This window comes from Microbulbifer yueqingensis, from assembly GCF_900100355.1.
GTDB lineage: Bacteria > Pseudomonadota > Gammaproteobacteria > Pseudomonadales > Cellvibrionaceae > Microbulbifer > Microbulbifer yueqingensis.
Genome location: NZ_FNFH01000004.1, coordinates 242,798 through 261,019, shown reverse-complemented (window position 1 = coordinate 261,019; position 18,222 = coordinate 242,798). Strand labels below are relative to the sequence as shown.

20 protein-coding genes are annotated in these 18,222 nt (G+C 62.9%); 6 read left to right on the top strand and 14 right to left on the bottom strand.

The genetic code is table 11. From position 1 onward, the window contains the following. Positions 1-35: 35 nt before the first annotated feature. Positions 36-2,777 carry a DNA polymerase I gene (polA, locus tag BLT26_RS11770; protein WP_091514195.1) on the bottom strand — a complete coding sequence of 914 codons (2,742 nt, stop codon included), beginning with the start codon at positions 2,775-2,777 and terminating at the stop codon, positions 36-38. A 221-nt stretch (positions 2,778-2,998) separates the two neighbouring features. On the opposite strand from polA, the gene BLT26_RS11765 reads away from it, so the two are divergent. Further along, positions 2,999-3,349, top strand: coding sequence for a hypothetical protein (locus tag BLT26_RS11765; RefSeq protein WP_139169522.1), 351 nt, complete (start codon positions 2,999-3,001; stop codon positions 3,347-3,349). Between the two features lie 11 nt (positions 3,350-3,360). Here the strand turns inward: BLT26_RS11765 and BLT26_RS11760 are convergent, their stop codons facing one another. Beyond that, complete coding sequence (locus BLT26_RS11760; RefSeq protein WP_091514187.1) at positions 3,361-4,275, bottom strand: metal ABC transporter solute-binding protein, Zn/Mn family; 915 nt, start codon at positions 4,273-4,275, stop codon at positions 3,361-3,363. A 175-nt stretch (positions 4,276-4,450) separates the two neighbouring features. On the opposite strand from BLT26_RS11760, the gene BLT26_RS11755 reads away from it, so the two are divergent. Both BLT26_RS11755 and BLT26_RS11750 read left to right on the top strand, forming a co-directional pair. After that, on the top strand, positions 4,451-5,224 hold the full coding sequence (locus BLT26_RS11755) for an ATP-binding cassette domain-containing protein (RefSeq protein WP_091514386.1): 774 nt from the start codon (positions 4,451-4,453) through the stop codon (positions 5,222-5,224). Further along, positions 5,221-6,030 carry an iron chelate uptake ABC transporter family permease subunit gene (locus BLT26_RS11750; protein ID WP_091514183.1) on the top strand — a complete coding sequence of 270 codons (810 nt, stop codon included), beginning with the start codon at positions 5,221-5,223 and terminating at the stop codon, positions 6,028-6,030. The genes BLT26_RS11755 and BLT26_RS11750 overlap by 4 nt, the downstream gene beginning before the upstream one ends. A 31-nt stretch (positions 6,031-6,061) precedes the next feature. On the opposite strand, the gene BLT26_RS16500 is transcribed toward BLT26_RS11750, so the two are convergent. The 8 genes from BLT26_RS16500 to BLT26_RS11715 all read right to left on the bottom strand — a co-directional run bounded on the left by BLT26_RS16500 (position 6,062) and on the right by BLT26_RS11715 (position 11,038). Next, complete coding sequence (locus tag BLT26_RS16500; protein ID WP_175453100.1) at positions 6,062-6,205, bottom strand: hypothetical protein; 144 nt, start codon at positions 6,203-6,205, stop codon at positions 6,062-6,064. A 2-nt stretch (positions 6,206-6,207) separates the two neighbouring features. Then, complete coding sequence (locus BLT26_RS11745; RefSeq protein ID WP_091514180.1) at positions 6,208-6,387, bottom strand: hypothetical protein; 180 nt, start codon at positions 6,385-6,387, stop codon at positions 6,208-6,210. A gap of 43 nt (positions 6,388-6,430) precedes the next feature. Then, on the bottom strand, positions 6,431-6,658 hold the full coding sequence (locus BLT26_RS11740) for a hypothetical protein (RefSeq protein ID WP_091514177.1): 228 nt from the start codon (positions 6,656-6,658) through the stop codon (positions 6,431-6,433). A gap of 261 nt (positions 6,659-6,919) precedes the next feature. Next, complete coding sequence (locus BLT26_RS11735) at positions 6,920-7,615, bottom strand: SCO family protein (RefSeq protein ID WP_091514173.1); 696 nt, start codon at positions 7,613-7,615, stop codon at positions 6,920-6,922. Between the two features lie 3 nt (positions 7,616-7,618). Continuing rightward, the gene (gene cyoE / locus BLT26_RS11730; protein WP_091514170.1) at positions 7,619-8,512 is read right to left on the bottom strand and encodes a heme o synthase; all 894 of its coding nucleotides are present in this window, start codon (positions 8,510-8,512) and stop codon (positions 7,619-7,621) included. 26 nt (positions 8,513-8,538) lie between these two features. Continuing rightward, entirely contained in the window at positions 8,539-9,579 is a 1,041-nt protein-coding gene (locus BLT26_RS11725) for a COX15/CtaA family protein (protein WP_091514166.1), read from the bottom strand. 13 nt (positions 9,580-9,592) lie between these two features. Next, on the bottom strand, positions 9,593-10,231 hold the full coding sequence (locus tag BLT26_RS11720; protein WP_091514163.1) for a hypothetical protein: 639 nt from the start codon (positions 10,229-10,231) through the stop codon (positions 9,593-9,595). 36 nt (positions 10,232-10,267) lie between these two features. Further along, a complete protein-coding gene (locus tag BLT26_RS11715; RefSeq protein WP_091514159.1) occupies positions 10,268-11,038 on the bottom strand; it encodes an SURF1 family protein in 771 nt (256 codons plus the stop codon). A 48-nt stretch (positions 11,039-11,086) separates the two neighbouring features. Here BLT26_RS11715 and BLT26_RS11710 point away from each other — a divergent pair, with 48 nt between their 5' ends. After that, a complete protein-coding gene (locus BLT26_RS11710; protein ID WP_091514155.1) occupies positions 11,087-11,311 on the top strand; it encodes a DUF2909 domain-containing protein in 225 nt (74 codons plus the stop codon). Positions 11,312-11,363: 52 nt separating this feature from the next. On the opposite strand, the gene BLT26_RS11705 is transcribed toward BLT26_RS11710, so the two are convergent. Genes BLT26_RS11705 through coxB form a run of 4 tightly spaced genes read right to left on the bottom strand, consistent with a single transcriptional unit; the run spans position 11,364 to position 15,572 of the window. After that, the gene (locus BLT26_RS11705) at positions 11,364-12,254 is read right to left on the bottom strand and encodes a cytochrome c oxidase subunit 3 (protein WP_091514152.1); all 891 of its coding nucleotides are present in this window, start codon (positions 12,252-12,254) and stop codon (positions 11,364-11,366) included. Positions 12,255-12,259: 5 nt separating this feature from the next. Beyond that, positions 12,260-12,832, bottom strand: coding sequence for a cytochrome c oxidase assembly protein (locus BLT26_RS11700; RefSeq protein WP_091514149.1), 573 nt, complete (start codon positions 12,830-12,832; stop codon positions 12,260-12,262). Between the two features lie 19 nt (positions 12,833-12,851). Continuing rightward, on the bottom strand, positions 12,852-14,402 hold the full coding sequence (gene ctaD / locus BLT26_RS11695) for a cytochrome c oxidase subunit I (protein WP_091514145.1): 1,551 nt from the start codon (positions 14,400-14,402) through the stop codon (positions 12,852-12,854). Positions 14,403-14,426: 24 nt separating this feature from the next. Continuing rightward, positions 14,427-15,572 carry a cytochrome c oxidase subunit II gene (gene coxB / locus BLT26_RS11690; protein WP_091514141.1) on the bottom strand — a complete coding sequence of 382 codons (1,146 nt, stop codon included), beginning with the start codon at positions 15,570-15,572 and terminating at the stop codon, positions 14,427-14,429. A 435-nt stretch (positions 15,573-16,007) separates the two neighbouring features. Between coxB and BLT26_RS11685 the strand changes: the two genes are divergently transcribed. Both BLT26_RS11685 and BLT26_RS11680 read left to right on the top strand, forming a co-directional pair. Next, positions 16,008-17,366, top strand: a complete 1,359-nt coding sequence (locus tag BLT26_RS11685; RefSeq protein WP_245720690.1) for an MATE family efflux transporter — start codon at positions 16,008-16,010, stop codon at positions 17,364-17,366. Positions 17,367-17,451: 85 nt separating this feature from the next. After that, positions 17,452-18,111 carry a hypothetical protein gene (locus BLT26_RS11680; RefSeq protein WP_091514134.1) on the top strand — a complete coding sequence of 220 codons (660 nt, stop codon included), beginning with the start codon at positions 17,452-17,454 and terminating at the stop codon, positions 18,109-18,111. Positions 18,112-18,222 lie beyond the last annotated feature (111 nt).

The window sequence follows — 18,222 nt, the reverse complement described above, 5'->3', positions numbered from 1 at the left end:
CGCATTTCTTTACATACGTCTCACTCGGGCTGGTGCTAGTGGGCCTCTTCCCAGCTGGCACCCTGCCCCACGTCCACGATCAACGGCACGTCCAGCTCCGCAGCGTCCTGCATCAGCCGGGTGAGGTTATCGCGTACCTGTGATACCTCGTCGGCCGGAACCTCCAGGATCAGTTCGTCGTGCACCTGCATGATCAGCCGGCTGGCCAGTCCCTCCCGGCGCAGCCAGGCGTCGACTTCCACCATGGCGCGCTTGATGATGTCTGCCGCGGTGCCCTGCATGGGGGCGTTGATGGCGGTGCGCTCGGCGGCCTGGCGGCGGGCGCCGTTGCGCGAGTTGATCTCGGGCAGGTACAGGCGGCGGCCGAACAGGGTCTCCACGTAGCCTTTCTCTGCGGCATGCTTGCGGGTGTTCTCCATATAGGCGAGCACCCCCGGATAGCGCTCGAAATAGCGATCGATGTAAGTCTGGGCGTCGCCGCGGGGAATGCCCAGCTGGCGCGCGAGGCCGAAGGCGGACATGCCGTAGATCAGGCCGAAGTTGATCGCCTTGGCACGGCGCCGCTGCTCGTCGTCCACCTCTGCGGGGCTCACCTCGAACACCTCGGCGGCGGTGGCCCGGTGGATATCCTCACCGTTGGCAAAGGCCTGCACCAGGCCCTCGTCGCCGGACAGGTGGGCCATGATGCGCAGCTCGATCTGCGAATAGTCGGCGGCGATAAGCACGCTGCCGCCGTCGATGCGCGGGTCGGCCACGAACGCCTTGCGAATGCGGCGCCCCTCCTCGCTGCGGATGGGGATGTTCTGCAGGTTGGGATCGCTGGAAGACAGGCGCCCGGTGGCCGCCACCGCCTGGTGATAGGAGGTGTGCACCCGCCCGGTGCGCGAATCAATCATCTGCGGCAGCTTGTCGGTGTAGGTGTTCTTCAGCTTGGCCAGGCCGCGGTACTCCATGATCAACGCTGGCAGTTCGTGGCTGTGGGCCAGCTCCTGCAGCACCGGCTCGGCCGTGGACGGCGCGCCCTTGGGGGTCTTCTTGATCACCGGGATCTGCAGCTTCTCGAACAGGATGGCGCCCAGTTGCTTGGTGGACCCCAGGTTGAAATCCTCGCCGGCCACCTCGAATGCCTTCTGCTCCGCCTCGCGCATTTTCCGCTCGAGCTCACCGCTCTGTTTCGCCAGCATCTCGGCATCGATATAGGCACCGTTGCGCTCCATGCGTGCCAGCACCGGCAGCAGCGGCATCTCGATCTCGTCGAGCACCTTTTCCAGCGGCGGTATCTGCGCCAGGCGGCCACTGAGCTCCCGGTGCAGGCGCAGGGTGATATCGGCGTCCTCGGCAGCGTAGGGGCCCGCCTGGTCCAGCTCGATCTGGTTGAAGGTCAGCTGCTTGGCGCCCTTGCCGGCAATGTCCTCGTAGTGGACCGTCTGCTCGCCCAGGTATTTCTGCGCCAGGCTGTCCATGTCATGGCGGCTGGCGGTGCTGTCGAGGACGTAGGACTCGAGCATGGTGTCACGGGCGATGCCGCGCAGCTCGATGCCACAGTTGGCGAGAATATGGGTGTCGTACTTGAGGTTCTGGCCGACTTTCTTCTGCTCCTGATCCTCCAGCAGGGGCTTCAGGGCATCAAGCACCTCGCCGTAGGGCAGCTGTGCGGGAGCCCCCATATAGTCGTGTGCCAGGGGCACGTAGGCGGCCTCACCCGGTTCCACCGCGAAGGATACCCCCACCAGTTTTGCCTGCATGTAATTGAGGCTGGTGGTCTCGGTATCGAAGGCAAAGATATCGGCGGCCTTCAGCTTTTCCAGCCAGGCGTCGAAGTCCGCGCGCTCGGTGACAATCCGGTAATCCCGCTCGATGGCCTCGGCCAGGGCCTCTTCCGCCTGTCCGCCGTCATCCAGCTCCTCCACCCAGCTGCGGAACTCCAGCTCGGTGAACAGGGACTTCAGGCGCTCCCGGTCAGGCTCGCCGTGGTGCAGGTCGCCGGGCTTGCAGGGCATGTCGACGTCGGTCTTGATGGTGGCAAGCTTGTAGGACAGCTCCGCGGCCTCGCGGTGCTCGGCCATCTTCTTGCCCAGCGTCTTGCTGCCGCGGAAGCCGAGCGGTGCGATGGCATCCAGGTCGGCGTAGATGTCGTCCATGCTGCCCAGGTTCTGCAATAGCGCCAGCGCGGTCTTCTGGCCCACGCCGGGCACGCCCGGGATGTTGTCGGACTTGTCCCCCATCAGTGCCAGGAAGTCGATGATCAGCTCCGGCCCCACGCCGAACTTCTCGCGTACACCCTCGACGTCCAGTTCGGTGTTGCTCATGGTATTGACCAGGGTGATGCCCGGGCGCACCAGCTGCGCCATGTCCTTGTCGCCGGTGGAAATGATGACCTCCCCGCCCTCGCGCTGGGCCTGCAGCGCCAGGGTGCCGATGACATCGTCGGCCTCGACCCCGTCGATCACCAGGCGCGGCAGTCCCATGGCATCGATGATGTCGTGGATCGGCTGGATCTGCTCGCGCAGGTCGTCGGGCATGGGGGGGCGGTGGGACTTGTAGTCGGCAAACAGCTCATCGCGGAAAGTCTTGCCCTTGGCGTCGAAGACCACGGCGACGGTGCTGTCCGGATGCTCCTTCAGGTGGCGCCGCAGCATGCTGATGACCCCGCGCACCGCACCGGTGGGCCGGCCATCGCTGGTGGCCAGCGGCGGCAGGGCATGGAAGGCGCGGTAGAGGTAGGAGGAACCGTCCACCAGGATCAGCGGGGCGGAACTGGGCTTGTCATTACTCATAAATATCCGGAAAGCTGGAAATTCAACGTGGATTACAGGGATTGGCCGACAGGATAACCGCGATCGGTTTTTTTCGCTCGCCCCGGCGCCCGATCCTGGGCAGTCGTCGCAGCAGCCCCTGCGGCTTGCGCGTTCCCTTCTAGGCTTTAAGCAAAGGTGCTGCTCCGCGAGGTGCGCGGGGGCAACGGCACCAGCGCGAGGTTTCGGAGAGGGATATGACCATGCGACGTGTTTTTATTTCCGGTTTGCTGCTCCTTCACACCCTGGGTGCCGCGGGCGCGGCTGCGGACTCGATCGGCCGGTCGGCGCAGCTGCCGGGCCCCATGGAATACCTGGAGGTCACGGGCCAGCCGCTAGCGGGCGGCGAGCAGCGGGAACAAGAACGCCGCCAGCAAGAACTTGCGCGACAGCTCGAGCGCCACGGCAAGCGCGAGCAGGCACGGGTCCTGCTGGACCACCAGCGCCGCCAGCTGGAACGGTTTCGCCTGCGCCTGGACGAGACCCAGTCCGCCCGCGACGGAGAGGAAGCGGTAAGGCAACAGGAGCAGAAACAGGCCGGCGAGACTTCCTGAGTGGGCCGGCCTCAGTCCGTCGGGGCATCATCCGGCTGTGGGGTATCCGGAACCTGGGCCAGGCAGGCGCGCGCCTGCTCCAGCAGGCTGAGCACCAGGTCCTCGTAGCTGGCGTCCGCCGGCAGCATCACACCCAGCGGGTCCAGTGCCGCGTAGTGCAGCCCGAGGCTGGCCGCGGTTTGCCGGTCGCGGGCGTTGGGGGGGACTTCCCCAAACAGGCAGCCCTCGCTGCTGCCGCTGGCGTCCAACTGCTGCCGCAGTTCCAGCAGGGCGCGGGCGCCATGCCCACCCGCATCGGCGTCGCTGAGGGCCAGGGTCTCAACGCCGGCGGGACCAAAAAAGTGGCCGTAGGCGTCGTGGGTAACCACGATGGGCACGTCGCGGTATCCCCACAGCGCCCGGTCCAGCACTTTCTGCAGGTTGGCCATGCGTCGGGAAAAGTCGCGCGCGCGCCGCTTGAAGCTGTCCGCATGGGCGGGCTGCAATACCGCGAGGCGCTGCGCGACCTGCGCCGCAATCACCGCGGCATTGCGGGGTCTGAGCCAGACATGAAGGTCTGCCGGCGCCGCACCACCAAATTCGTAGCCTCCCTGCGCCAGCAGCTGCAACTGGCGCTCCTCCGGCAGCTGGGCCAGCTGTCGTGCCAGCGCACCCTCCATCTGCGGCCCGAGCCATACCACCAGCAGGGCCCGCTCCAGCGCGGCGCGGTCGGCCACGCCGGGCGCATAGTGATGTGGATCGGTATTACCCGCCAGGGCACGCACGGTGATTTCCGGCCCCGCCACCTCTCGCGCGACCAGTGCCAGGGGCCGCACGCTGACGAGCAGGCCGTCGCCGGCCGGCGCATCTGCCCGGTCGGCGCAGCCTCCAGGCCCGAAAAGGGTTAGCAGAATCAGCAGGAACAGCGGGTACTTCGTGGAATTCATTGGGCTCACGGTGTCGGGGATAACGGGGTCGGGTGAAAATTGCGATATAATCACAGCCCGCGCGCGGCTGCCAGCCCAGCCAGCCCAGCCGCGCCAACATCATCACGCGCCCGTGCGGTACCGCGCTGCCGGCACAGGGCCCGATCCATCGCCACGCATTCGCGGAGATTTAATCCTGAGCCATTCCGAGCCACTAATCACAGCGAGCGGGCTGGGCCTCGAGATCGCCGGTCGCCTGCTGCTGCACGATATCAACCTCGAATTGCAGCAGCGGGAGATCGTCACCGTGATCGGACCCAACGGCGCCGGCAAGACCACGCTGCTGCGACTGCTGCTGGGCCTGTCCCGCCCCACCAGTGGTACAGTGCGGCGCCGGCCGGGGCTGACGCTGGGCTACATGCCCCAGCGTATGCATATAGACCCATCGATGCCGATGTCGGTGCAGCGCTTCCTGCAGCTGGGCAATGATGGCGTGGACGCGGCAGCGGCGCGCGCGGCCCTGGCCAGGGTGGGTGCGGCGCGGCTGGAACAGGCGGGCCTGGCGGAGCTTTCCGGCGGCGAGATGCAACGGGTGCTGCTGGCACGGGCGGCGGCGCGCCGGCCCCAGTTACTGGTGCTAGATGAGCCCACCCAGGGCGTGGACGTCAGCGGGCAGGCAGAGGTCTACCAGCTGATCGCCTCCCTGCGCGACGAACTCGGCTGCGGTGTGCTGCTGGTATCCCACGACCTGCATGTGGTGATGGCCGCGACAGACCGTGTGCTGTGCATTAACCAGCATATCTGCTGCCACGGCCACCCCGAGCAGGTGAGTCGGGACCCGGCGTTCCTCGAGCTGTTCGGTGACAAGGTCGCGCCCTACACGCACCAGCACAACCATGCCCACGACCTGAGCGGCGATGTCGTGCATCACCAGTGCAATCATGACCGGCCGGGGGACAGCAGCCAATGACGGAGTTCAGTGCTCTGCTGGGCAGCCAGTTCCTCTGGTATGCCCTTGCCGCAGGACTGCTGGTAGCGGCAGTCAGCGGGCCCCTGGGTTGCTTCGCCGTATGGCGGCGGATGGCCTACTTCGGCGATACGCTCGCCCACTCGGCACTGCTGGGCGTGACCCTGGGTTTCATCCTGCAGGTACAGCCCACCATTGCCGTGGGCGCCACCTGCTGCCTGCTGGCAGTGTTGCTGGTCTACCTGCAGCGACGCCAGGGCCTGTCCGTGGATACGCTGCTGGGGATACTCTCCCACTCCATGCTGGCCCTCGGGATAGTGACCGTCAGCCTGTTCAGCATTCGCATGGACCTGCTGGCGCTGCTGTTGGGCGACCTGCTGGCAGTGGGTGGGCAGGACCTGCTGTTGATGGCGGCGGCCGCCGCACTGATCGGCGGCCTGTTGTTTTTGCTGTGGGAGAAACTGCTCACCTTCACCCTCAACGAAGAACTCGCCGCCGCCGAAGGCGTGCCGGTGGAGCGGGTGCGACTGGCGCTGATGCTGATGCTGGCGCTGCTCATCGCCATCGCCATGAAGGTGGTGGGAATCCTGCTGATCACCGCGCTGCTGATTATTCCGGCCGCCGGGGCCCGCCGGCTGGCGCGCACGCCGGAGCAGATGGCCGCCGTCGCCTCGGCGATCGGTGCCCTGGCGGTAGTGCTGGGATTACTGGCATCGATAATCTGGGACACGCCGGCCGGCCCCTCGATTGTGGTGGCGGCCGCCGCGCTGTTCCTGCTCACCCATTTGCGCCCCGCCGGCACGGCGTGACACAACCGGCAAGGCAGGATCGAGGCCCTCGTCAGCGCTCGGGGCGCTGGCCCTTATCGCTTTTTTTCACCGGCTCGCTGCCCGCGCGGTGGAACTCGTAAATGGTCAGGGCAATGCCGATGATGAGCATCACGAATACGCCGATCGCGACGCCCAGCAGCATGGTTTCCGACATGGTTATCTGCTCCGCGCCAGCAGTGCCGACACCTTGAAGTAAATGCCGAAAGCCAGGATGCTCGGCACCCACAGCGCCGTGAAGATTCCCTGCTCCCGGTAACCGCTGAACCACAGGTAGCCCGACACGGCGAATGAGACCGCCACCGCGAGCAGGATAAAGAAATCGGACAGCTTGAACATGGCGAACTTCCTCCTGGCCGGCACCGCCCCGTGCCGATTCTGATCAGTCGTATTCCCAGAATCCCACCGCCGCCATCAGCAGTCCGGCAATGACTATTGAGGCGGGGATTCGCAAGCCGGGCACACCGAAAACCTCCACCAGCGATGGCACCACGCCCAGCCAGCCGAGCAGCAGCCACAGGCCAAAGGGCGCCACCAGCAGCAAGCCGAGAATACCGAGCAGGCGACAGGCTTTCTTCGAGTGGGAGAACTTGTCGAACAGGTTTTTCAATGGGCGCGCCCCGTCACCCGGCAGCGGGATATCTATCCAGAGACTAGTAGATTTGGAAGAGCCAGTGGCCGGGCCAGCTGCGCAGGGATAGCAGTGGCGGCAGGAACAGCGTCGGGGCGCGCCCGATAGCAGGAGGCAGACCCGGCGGCCAGGTCGGTCTCTCAGTTCGAATCAGGTGCCACTATCGAGGTGCCCCAGGGCGCGAAAAGGTCCCGGCGCCGCCCCGGAGCGTTGCGACGCGAGGGGCGATCGCCCCCTCGCTTATCCCTTGTAGGTGGCGCGCAGGGAGCGGTAAGTGAGCTTCATCTTGGCCGGGTCCAGTGGCGCGCGGAAAAAGGCGTGGTAGTGACCGCGCGGATTGACCAGCACGACCTGGGAGCCGTGGTCGACGGTATATTCACCCTCTCCCAGTGGCACCTTGTTGAACGGCACATTGAGCTGGTTGGCAAAGCGCTTCAGGTTGAGGAATTCACCGGTGAGGCCGGCAAAGTCGGGATTGAAATAGTCGACATATTCACGCAGCTTCTCCGGCGTGTCCCGCTTGGGGTCCACCGAAACCAGCAGGATTTGCGTGTCCGCGCGGGTCTCCTCGTCCAGGGACTGGTAAAAAGCGTTCAGGGTGGACATGGTCGTTGGGCACACGTCGGGGCAGTGCGTGAAGCCGAAAAATACCAGCGTCCAGCGCCCTGCCAGCTCGCTGGTCTGCCACGTCTCGCCGCTGTCCGCCAGCAGCTGGAAGTTGTCCAGGATCCGCGGGCGCTCCAGTTCCACCGCACCGTTGGCGCGCATCTCCGACTCGGTCAGCACACGCGGCTGGCCCATCTTGTTCAGGAATGCAGCCAGCACCGCCAGCATGAACAGCACGCAGACGGCCACCGTAACCAGCACGCCGCGTTTCTGTTCCGGGCTGTTGGCGCTACCCGCGCCGGCCTCGTATTGGGGGGTCTCTTCACTCATGACTTACACCGCAACCAGGTAATGATCCAACAGCATGATGCAGAACAGGGCCATCAGGTAGATGATGGAATACTTGAACGTTTCCATGCCCGCGGCCGGGTTGCGGTCGCGCAGCATTTCCACCGCCCAGTAAACGAACCCTATACCGAGCACCACCGCTCCGAGCAGGTACAGCCAGCCTAGCATGGCGGTGGCGAACGGCAGCAGGCTCACGGCCAGCAGGATGAAGGTATAGAGCAGGATATGCAGCTTGGTATAAGCCACTCCGTGGGTGACCGGCAGCATGGGGATATCCGCCTTGGCGTAGTCCTCGCGACGGTGCACCGCCAGGGCCCAGAAGTGCGGCGGGGTCCAGGCAAAGATGATCAGCATCAGCAGCAGTGCATGGCCGTGCAGTTCGCCAGTCACCGCGGTCCAGCCGAGCAGTGGCGGCGCGGCCCCGGCGATACCGCCGATAACGATATTCTGCGGGGTCGCGCGCTTGAGGAACATGGTGTAGACCACCGCATAACCCAGCAGCGAGACCAGGGTGAGCCACGCAGTCAGCGGATTGACGAACGCGAGCAGTACGGCCATGCCCGCGCAACCCAGCACCAGGGCGAAGGCCAGTGCGCGGCCGGGCTCGACCCTGCCGCGCGCCACCGGGCGGTTGCTGGTGCGCGCCATCTTGAGATCGATATGCCGGTCAACCAGGTGATTGACCGTGGCGGCGCTGCCGGCGCACAGCGCGATACCCAGGTTGCCTAACAACAGTATGTCCAGTGGCACCATGCCCGGCACCGCCAGCAGCATGCCGATCACGGAGGTGAGGATCATCAGCATGACAACCCGCGGCTTGGTAAGCTCGTAGTAGTCGCGCCAGCTGGTGCGCTGGAGGGCGGCGGCGTGGGTGCTCATGGCTTCACCTCATACTTGCTTCGTTATTATTGTTTCATTTTCGGCTGCGCCGTCTGGATACGGTAACAGAAGGTGAGCAGCCCGAGTAGCAGCAGCGCGGCACCGGCGTTGTGTGCCACCGCCACCGGCAGCGGCAGGGACATCGCCACGTTGGCGATGCCCAGCGAGACCTGCAGCAGCAGGGCGCCGGCCAGGCCGATCGCCCAGCGCCGCGAGCCGGCGCGCCAGGCCAGCCACGCCAGCACCAGCACAATGGCACTGACCACCAGCGCCCCGATGCGGTGGGTTACGTGAATCGCGGTGCGGGCATCACTTTCCAGCGTCCCGCCGAGATAGTTCGGGCCTATGTGCTGTGCCACGTTGAAGCCCTGGCTGAAGTCCATGTCCGGCCACCACTGCCCGTGGCAGGTGGGAAAGTCCGCGCAGGCCAGGGCCGCATAATTGGAGCTGGTCCAGCCGCCCAGGGCGATCTGCAGTGACACCGCCACCACGGCGATAATTGCCAGTGGGCGCAGCCGCTGCAGCGCCCGGAACTCATGTACCGGGATCAGTCGCTTGCGGTAGCGCAGCCGCTCCACCAGCAACCACAGCAGCGACAGCGTCGCCATCCCGCCGAGCAGGTGCGCCGTCACCACCTGTGGCCACAGCTTGAGGGTCACCGTCCACATGCCAAAGGCCGCCTGCAGGATGATCAGGCCGAGCAGGAAATGGGTGTGCAGGAAGCCCCGCTGGCCGCGACGTCGCCACGCCATCACGGTCAGTCCCGCCACCAGCAACAGCAGCGCACCGGCAAAATACCGGTGCACCATCTCCGGCCAGGTCTTGTCCGTGGCGACGGGTGCGTCAGGAAATGCCGCGTTGGCGCGGCTGATCTCGTGGGCCTCGTCCGGCCAGGTCAGGTGGCCATAGCAGCCGGGCCAGTCGGGGCAACCGAGGCCGGCATCCACCAGCCGGGTAAAGGCACCGAGCACAACGACGACCACCGCCAGGATGGTGCCGGCCATGGCGACGCGCAGGCGCCAGTCGTTGCGCGGGTTGAAATCCGAATCGGGTTGGTAGGGGCGCATGCAAATCTCCGGGTTACTGCTCGTAGGAGTACTTCAGCAGTCGCTTGATATCTTTCAGCAGCTGGTTGCCGCTGTGCTCGTTGTTGTAAACCATCATCGCAAAACCACGCTGGTCAACCAGCAGCGCACTGGGGTAATCCAGGCCGCTGTGGCTGGTGCCCTCCAGCAGCTGCCGGAGTTCCGGCTCCGGCACAGTGACAAAGCGCAGGCGCGGGTGCTGTTCGGCCAGCTGGGCCCGGCGCTCCGGACTCAGGGGCGCGGAGTTCACCAGCAGGCGCTCAACACGGCGGGCCTTCTCGCCGAGCCGGACGTGCACCTGGCGGCTGGTGTAGAGAAGCTGCTCGCATTTCTCGGCGCAGTCTTGCCCGGGCACAATCAGGTAGCGCCACTTCGGCTCCTCGGAGCCGAGCTGGAATGGCGCAGTCCCCTCCTCCGCCAGGTGCAATGGCTCGATACTGCGGGGCGGCTGCAGCAGCTCCCCCTGGTTTACGGTGCTGTCAGGCATTCCCACGCCGGTATAGAAAACCACGTAGGCGGCGGCAATCGGCAGGACCACCGAGGCGATGACGGACAGCGCCTGGAATTTCCGCGCTCTCGGCGCAGCTGCCACAGTATCGGTATTTTCTCTCTTCTGATCGTTGCTCTGGGTCACGGCGTCATTACCTCTGTCTTTTATTGTTGTGCCGGTTTATTGCTCGGGGTCACCGGTGCCGCGGCCATGGCGCTTCCTCAGCCATACCGGCAGGCGGGTTGCGGCCAGCAACCAGAGCACCACCAGCGCTGCGGCCATCGCAAACCATTGCCACGCATATGCACGATGACGCTCCGGCGGACTGTTGTTCATCTGCCAGTCGGTCAGCAGCGCGGTGTCTGAATCGGCCAGCAGGCGTATTGTCCAGCGCGGCTGCGCCAGCTCCAGGCTGGCAGTCAGTCGCTCATCGACAGCCTGTATGCGGCTGCCGCTGTTAGCGGCCGGGCTCTCTTCCCCGGCTGGCAGGACGGGATAAAGAAATCCCGTGACTACCTTTGCGGCCAGGGGCCAGGTGACAGCCGGCAGCTCTGCCCGACTGCTGCCAGCGGCAAGCCAGCCGCGATTGACCAGCCAGCGCTGTTTACCGGAGACAAAAACCTGCAGGATTTCGTAGCCTACGCGGCCGTCGCGGGTGCGGTTATCGAGATAGAAATACTCGCCGGTGAAGTAGCCCTGCAGTCTTACCGGCATGTAGGGCTGGAGACGGTCGAGCCCGGCGGGGTTTTCGGGCTGGGCCGAGAGGCGTGCGTCCAGTTGGCTCACCAGCGCCTGCTTCTCCTCTGCGCGCTGCAGCTGCCATACGCCCAGCGCCACCAGGATCGGCAGCAGGAGACCACTGAACAGCGTCAGGGGCCAGTTCGAAATCGGTGCTACACTGGCACTCCCGGAGAGTTGCCGTGCGCGCACTGGATTGGTGTGTACCGTCATGCCGATTTAGCCTGCGGGCAGGCTCCTACAACAAATGGCGAATAAAAAATGTGGCTGAAAATCGTTATTGTCTTTCTCTTTCTCGCGGTACTGGCCAGCCTCTCCAGCGCGCTGTTTTTCCTGCTGCGTGATATGGGCGCACCCGAATCAAAACGCACCCTCTATGCACTCGGTATTCGCGTTACCCTGGCGGTCCTGCTGCTGGCGGCCATCTGGTATGGCTTTGACAGCGGCACGCTCTCGAATACCGCGCCCTGGGCCAACAAGTACTGAGGGCGGCGTGGCCTGCCAGAGCCCGCAAGCTCCCGACAGGCCTGCAGCTTCCTCAGGAACCGAGCACGTAGACGAAGATAAACAGCCCGACCCACACCACATCTACAAAGTGCCAGTACCAGCTGGAGGCCTCGAAACCGAAATGGTCGTCCGGCTTGAAGTGATGTGCGATCACCGAGCGCAGCAACATGATCAACAACATGATGGTACCAAGCGTCACATGCGCGCCGTGAAAACCGGTAAGCATGAAGAAGGTTGTACCGTAGATTCCGGATTCCAGAGTCAGCCCCAGCTGCGTGTAGGCCTCATAGTACTCTTCGACCTGGAAAAACAGGAACAGGCCGCCCAGCAGCACGGTAATTCCCAGCCAGGTGTTGAAAGCGTTGCGCTGGCCCTTTTTCAGGTATACATGGGCGATATGCACCGTGACGCTGGAGGTAAGGAGGATGATCGTGTTCCACAGCGGCAGGTGCCACGGGTCGATAATCGCGTTGGGTCCCAGCACCTTGGCCGAGTCGCCATGTGCCGCTGCATCCGGGGTCACCATCAGGGGCCAGGTATTCTCAAAACCCTGCCACAGCATGTTTGATTCACCGCGCTCACCTTCACCGCCCAGCCACGGCAGGGCGAAGGTGCGGACATAGTAGAGCGCACCGAAGAAGGCGGCAAAGAACATCACCTCTGAGAAGATGAACCAGCCCATGCCCCATACATAGGAGCGCTTCAGCTGGTCACTGTTGAGGCCGGCCATGTTCTCGCGGATTACCGCGGCGAACCAGCACCACAGCACCGCAGCCAGCGCCAGGGCGCCAGTGAAGAAAATGTAGGAGGAGCCCCCGTTGATCCAGTTGGCGGCACCAAAGGCGGTCAGGAAGAGACCGATGGTGGCGAAGATGGGCAGCCGGGACTGCTCGGGCACATAGTAGCTGCTTTCACTGGCCATAATTTTTATCCCTCTCGCTCGGAGTCGGCATTGTTGTTATCCAGGTTCCGGGTAAATTTTTCCGTAACATCGAACAGCGTGTAGGAAAGCGTAATAGTGTTCACGCCCGGCGGCAGGTCCGGGTCGACGATGAAACGCAGTGGCAGCTCGGCACTCTCACCCGCCTTGAGTGCCTGCTGGTTGAAGCAGAAGCACTCCGTCTTGTGAAAGTATTCCGCGGCCTTGAAAGGGACCAGGCTTGGAATTGCCTGGCCCACCATGTCACGGCCGGTCGGATTAGTGGCCAGGAAGACCGTATCCACGGGCTCACCGGGATGGACCTTCATCGACACCACGCTGGGCTTGAACGCCCAGGGCATGTTGCCGTTGAAGTTGGCCACGAACTGGACTTTCACCAGTCGGTCGGTGTTCACCGCCGCCGGCACCGCCTCATAGCGGGAACCGGTTTTGCCATTAAGCCCGGTAATTTCACAAAAGGCATCGTAAAGTGGCGGCATGATGAAAATTGCAAACACCAGCATGCTGCCGGCCAGTGCCAGCAGCTTCGTGGTCAGTTTTGCGTTCTCACTCAGCCGCATTCTGCCGTGTCTCCAAATGTCAGCGCACTGCCGGCGGCGTGCTGAAGGTGTGGTAAGGCGCGGGTGACGGTACTGTCCACTCGAGCCCTTCCGGGTTGTCCCACACCTTGTCGGTTGCCTTCCTGCCGCCCATCACGGTGCGCACGACATTGAACAGGAAGACGAGTTGGGCGGCGCCGAACAGGAAGGCACCCACGCTGGCTATCTGGTTGAAATCGGCAAACTGCAGCGCATAGTCCGGAATGCGCCGGGGCATACCTGCCAGGCCGACGAAGTGCATGGGGAAGAAGGTCACGTTCAGGCCGATGAAGGCGAGCCAGAAGTGCACCTTGCCCATGGTCTCGTTGTACATGTTGCCTGTCCACTTGGGCAGCCAGTAGTAGACACCTGCGGTGATCGAGAAGATAGCGCCGGGCACCAGTACATAGTGGAAGTGTGCCACCACGAAGTAGGTGTCGTGGTACTGGAAGTCGGCCGGCGCGATGGCCAGCATCAGCCCCGAGAAGCCGCCGATGGTAAACAGGATCACAAAGGCGATGGCAAACAGCATCGGTGTCTCGAAGGTCATCGAACCGCGGAACATGGTGGTGACCCAGTTGAACACCTTCACGCCAGTCGGTACTGCAATCAACATCGTCGCGTACATGAAGAACAGCTCGCCCGCGATCGGCATGCCCACGGTAAACATGTGGTGCGCCCAGACGATAAAGCTCAGGAAGGCGATCGACGCTGTTGCGTACACCATCGAGCTGTAACCAAACAGCGGCTTGCGCGCAAACGTGGGAATGATCGCAGAGACGATGCCGAAGGCCGGCAGGATCATGATGTACACCTCGGGATGCCCGAAGAACCAGAACACATGCTGGAACAATACCGGGTCACCACCGCCGGCAGCGCTGAAGAAGCTGGTGCCGAAGTGGATATCCATCAGCATCATGGTCACCACGCCAGCCAGTACCGGCATCACCGCAATCAGCAGGTAGGCCGTGATCAGCCAGGTCCACACGAACAGCGGCATTTTCATCAGCGTCATGCCCGGCGCACGCATATTGAGGATGGTGGCGATGATATTGATCGCCCCCATAATCGACGAGGCACCCATGATGTGGATCGAGAAAATGAAGAAGGTGGTGCTCGGCGGGGCGTATTCGGTCGACAGCGGAGCGTAGAAGGTCCAGCCGAAGTTGGGCGCACCGCCGTCCATGAACAGGGTCGATGCCAGCATCGCAAACGCGAACGGCAGGATCCAGAAGCTCCAGTTGTTCATGCGCGGCAACGCCATGTCCGGTGCACCGATCATCATGGGGATCATCCAGTTGGCGAGACCGACAAAGGCCGGCATCACCGCACCGAACACCATGATCAAGCCGTGCATGGTGGTCATCTGGTTGAAGAATTCCGGCTGCACGATTTGCAGACCGGGCTCGAACAGCTCGGCGCGGATCACCAGCGCCATGCAGCCGCCCAGCAGGAACATCGCAAAGCTGAACCATAGGTACATGCTGCCGATGTCTTTGTGGTTGGTGGTATAGAGCCACCGGGAGAATCCGGATTGGGGACCGTGTGCCATACTCTTACTCCTTTCGGCTCCTGCTTATTGTTTATTCTTAAAATTGAGGATGTCGACGGGTTGCACGGTATCGCCCATGTCATTGCCAAAGGCATTGCGCTGGTAGGTGATCACTGCGGCGAGGTCGACCTCGGACAGCTGCGGCCCGAACGCCTGCATGGCCGGGTTCTGGGGCGAGCCATCAACCACGATGCTCAGGTGCTCATCCAGTGGCCCGGTGGCGATCTGGGAGCCGGCGATAGCGGGGAAGGTGCCCGGTACGCCCTGGCCATTGGGCTGGTGACAGGCGGCGCAGTTGCGGTTGTAGACCTTCTCGCCCATGGCGAACAGCTCGTCGAAGTCGAAGGTCTTCTCGGTCAGCTCGCGCATCTTCGCCGCGCTGGCCGCGCGCTCACTCAGCCACGCGTCGTACTCCTCCTGCGGCACAGCCTTCACCACCACCGGCATGAAGCCGTGGTCCTTACCGCAGAGCTCGGCACACTGGCCACGGTAGATGCCGGGTTCCTCGATACGGGTCCAGGCGTCGTTGATAAAGCCCGGAATTGCGTCCTTCTTCACAGCCAGTTCCGGTACCCACCAGGCGTGGATGACGTCATTGGCGGTGAACAGGAAGCGGATTTTCTTGCCCACGGGCACCACCACCGGCTCGTCGACCTCGAGAAGGTAGTTCTCGCCCTTGGGAAGCTGGTTATCGATCTGGGAACGCGGTGTGGAGAGATTGGAGAAAAACGAGACATCGGTTCCGAGGTAGTCGTATTTCCACTTCCACTGGTAACCGGTGATCATGATATCGAGGTCGGCTTCCCCGGTATCGTAAATATCGTAGAGGGTCTTGGTTGCCGGTATGGCCATCAGCACCAGGATCAGCGTGGGGATGATGGTCCACACCAGCTCCACCGCCGTACTCTCGTGGAACTGTGCCGCCTTGTAACCCTTGCTCTTGCGGTGACGCCACATGCTGTAGAACATCACCCCGAAAACGACCACACCGATTGCCACGCAGATCCAGAAGATCAGCATGTGCAGGTCGTAAGTGGTGCGGGAAACTTCGGTTACGCCCTGGGTCATATTGACCCCCCAGCGCTCCGCCCCCTCAACTTCCGCGAAAGCGGAGTAGGCCGGCAGCGAAGTTGCCAGCAAGGCGAACAGCCGATTGAAGCCTTTCAACATCGCCTACAGATCTCCGTGTGTTTGTTTTTATATCAGCCATCGGCTGCTTCCACGGATAACTGGATCCCCCGCACCGCTGACCGCAGGCCGGGTTATTCCACACAAAATTTGTGGACATCGTGTAGTAAGACAAGACTACATACACTGGGCAAAAAAAGGGGAAACCTTTCCTCGCGATACTGCTTCAGTGCAACTTGTTATTCTTTTCGCAAAGATTTTTTACTTCAGATGTCGTCGTCCGGAAGGTACAACCAACAACCTGCGTTTCTTTTGTTGCAACTACTGTCTCAGTACTTCTCTTCTTCTGCTGCGGGCGGGCGACGAGCCAGCCGGTGCAGATCCCGTGCGCCCCGGTCGTAGAGGCAGTGCACGACAACAAAAGGAACATATCGGTGGCAAAAAGTCAATGAATTCGCCAACTTAAGTATCAATGCAATGAACCAGTCACCCACAGCTGAAAATATGTCCCGGCGCGTCTGGCAACTGGCCTGGCCAATGATCCTCAGCAATATCTCGGTCCCCCTGCTGGGGGCGGTGGACACCGCGATACTGGGGCACCAGCCATCACCGGTATACCTGTCTGCGGTAGCCGTGGGCGCGAGCGCGATATCCATGTTGCTGTGGGCCTTCGGTTTCCTGCGCATGGGGACAACCGGGCTGGTGGCCCGCTCGGCGGCCAGCCCCGACGGCGGTATCGGGTGGCTGTTGAGGGCAATGTGGATGGCGCTGCTCCTGGGCGTCGCGCTGATGGTACTGGCCACCCCCCTGCTTGGCACCATTGTCCGGTGGATGAACGCCAGCGCCGCAGCAGCACCCCACGCCGAGGCCTATCTGCAGATCCGGCTCTTCAGCGCGCCGCTGGTACTGGCAAACTTTGCGTTACTGGGGTTTTTTATCGGGCGACAGGACAGTCGCGCGCCGCTGCTTATCCTGCTCGCGGCGAACCTGCTCAATATCCTGCTCGACGTGGTATTTATTGTCGGCCTCGGCCTGGGAGCGCGCGGGGCCGCGCTGGCAACGGTGTGCGCCGATACCACTGCTTTTGCGTTTGGGATTTACCTGTTGCGCGGGCTGGAAGAAGGTATTTACAGGAAGATGCTGGCCCGGGTAAGGGATGCCCGGCTCTACCCCTGGGTCAACGCGGCGCCGTGGCGGGAACTGCTGTCAATCAATGTGGACCTTTTCCTGCGCACCTGCCTGCTCCTGTTTGCCCTGGCATTTTTCACCGCCCAGGGTGCGGCCCAGGGAGACGCAATCCTCGCCGCCAACGCAATCCTTCTGCAGCTACTGATGATCACCTCCTATGCGCTCGATGGCTTTGCCCACGCGAGCGAGGCCCTTGTGGGGGACGCGGTCGGGCGGAAGTCGCCGGAGCTTTTCCGGGCGACGGTACGCAGCGCGGCGCACTGGGCACTGGGTAGCGCCCTGCTGGTTACCGCCGTGCTGCTTCCAGGCCGGGACTGGATATTGCCACTCTTCACCGACCTCAAACCCGTGCTCGCCGAAGCCGGATCGGTTTATCCATGGCTGTGTGCGCTGCCGTTGCTGGCGGTCTGGTGCTACCTGCTCGACGGGGTATTTATTGGCGCGGGGCGGAGCCGCGAAATGCGCGATACGATGTTCGTGGCGACCGTGCTGGTTTTTCTCCCCGCCTGGTGGCTGACGCGGCCCTGGGGCAACCATGGCGTATGGTTTAGCCTGTTTTTGTGGATCAGCGCACGATCTGCGGGACTGCTGCTCTATTTCCGCTACTACAATCAAAACAACTTTTGGACGACAGCCAGCCCACGATAATGGGTCGTCTTTGCACCAGTCACGGTCCGTTGCTATATAACAGGCAAAATGAAAAACATTAGACGACACTGTCAAGCGGGTGCCGATGTACAACCAATATCGCCAGATGCAGCGGAATATCGATCTCGCCGTGATGCGGGAGCGGGAGCAGGGAGACTTTCGGCAGGCTGTCCTCGGCCGGCTTACCGGCCTCCACCGCAGCATCCAACTTCCAGAGGGTGACAGCGCGCTGCACCTCACCTGCTTTGCCATCAGATACGTGCGCGTTGTGCCGCGCTGGCTGCACCAGTTGCAGCAACTGCTCGAGGCGGCCGGAATTGATTTCCAGCCGCTACAGGAGATGATAGACAAGGGCCTGGCAGCCATGTCGGGTGCCGCCGGCACGAGGCCGGATCTGGGTGCGCTGGCGCAGGAAGCCTACTTTTCCCACCGGGCAATGGAAGAGGTCAATGACCGGCTGCACCCCCTGTGCGGCTCACCCCTCCTGCCCATGGACCCGCTGCTCTCCAACCTGATCATGCGCGAGCTGCTCGACGAGCAGCGTTGTGAGGAGACAGACAACCACTGTTGGCATCTCGGCCGGGTGTTCGCCGACCTGGAATTCAGCAGTGACAGGGTGGTGGCACTGTTTCTGTGCCAGCAAAAATTTAACGAGTCGCCGGGCGACTGGCCCGATCTCGCTGAGGGGTTGCAGTTCAGGCTGCTGACCCCGGATTTTTCACTCAGCAGTGATTCCGTGCACTGAGCGCCGGAAAGGCATTGGCGAACCCATTACAGGAATAACTCACTCAGGATGGATGCCTCGAGCAGGCAGAAAAACAACACCAGCGCCTGCTCACCGTTTTTCCATCACACC

What these genes read in the sequence shown, in the direction of transcription:
- BLT26_RS11760 (WP_091514187.1), bottom strand. Translation starts at nt 4,275, where the DNA reads ATGAATTCCACGAAGTACCCGCTGTTCCTGCTGATTCTGCTAACCCTT.
- BLT26_RS11680 (WP_091514134.1), top strand. Translation starts at nt 17,452, where the DNA reads ATGTACAACCAATATCGCCAGATGCAGCGGAATATCGATCTCGCCGTG.
- BLT26_RS11710 (WP_091514155.1), top strand. Translation starts at nt 11,087, where the DNA reads ATGTGGCTGAAAATCGTTATTGTCTTTCTCTTTCTCGCGGTACTGGCC.
- BLT26_RS11700 (WP_091514149.1), bottom strand. Translation starts at nt 12,832, where the DNA reads ATGCGGCTGAGTGAGAACGCAAAACTGACCACGAAGCTGCTGGCACTG.
- BLT26_RS16500 (WP_175453100.1), bottom strand. Translation starts at nt 6,205, where the DNA reads ATGTCGGAAACCATGCTGCTGGGCGTCGCGATCGGCGTATTCGTGATG.
- BLT26_RS11745 (WP_091514180.1), bottom strand. Translation starts at nt 6,387, where the DNA reads ATGTTCAAGCTGTCCGATTTCTTTATCCTGCTCGCGGTGGCGGTCTCA.
- BLT26_RS11685 (WP_245720690.1), top strand. Translation starts at nt 16,008, where the DNA reads ATGAACCAGTCACCCACAGCTGAAAATATGTCCCGGCGCGTCTGGCAA.
- BLT26_RS11765 (WP_139169522.1), top strand. Translation starts at nt 2,999, where the DNA reads ATGCGACGTGTTTTTATTTCCGGTTTGCTGCTCCTTCACACCCTGGGT.
- BLT26_RS11715 (WP_091514159.1), bottom strand. Translation starts at nt 11,038, where the DNA reads ATGACGGTACACACCAATCCAGTGCGCGCACGGCAACTCTCCGGGAGT.
- polA (WP_091514195.1), bottom strand. Translation starts at nt 2,777, where the DNA reads ATGAGTAATGACAAGCCCAGTTCCGCCCCGCTGATCCTGGTGGACGGT.
- BLT26_RS11705 (WP_091514152.1), bottom strand. Translation starts at nt 12,254, where the DNA reads ATGGCCAGTGAAAGCAGCTACTATGTGCCCGAGCAGTCCCGGCTGCCC.
- BLT26_RS11725 (WP_091514166.1), bottom strand. Translation starts at nt 9,579, where the DNA reads ATGCGCCCCTACCAACCCGATTCGGATTTCAACCCGCGCAACGACTGG.
- coxB (WP_091514141.1), bottom strand. Translation starts at nt 15,572, where the DNA reads ATGTTGAAAGGCTTCAATCGGCTGTTCGCCTTGCTGGCAACTTCGCTG.
- BLT26_RS11750 (WP_091514183.1), top strand. Translation starts at nt 5,221, where the DNA reads ATGACGGAGTTCAGTGCTCTGCTGGGCAGCCAGTTCCTCTGGTATGCC.
- BLT26_RS11735 (WP_091514173.1), bottom strand. Translation starts at nt 7,615, where the DNA reads ATGAGTGAAGAGACCCCCCAATACGAGGCCGGCGCGGGTAGCGCCAAC.
- ctaD (WP_091514145.1), bottom strand. Translation starts at nt 14,402, where the DNA reads ATGGCACACGGTCCCCAATCCGGATTCTCCCGGTGGCTCTATACCACC.
- cyoE (WP_091514170.1), bottom strand. Translation starts at nt 8,512, where the DNA reads ATGAGCACCCACGCCGCCGCCCTCCAGCGCACCAGCTGGCGCGACTAC.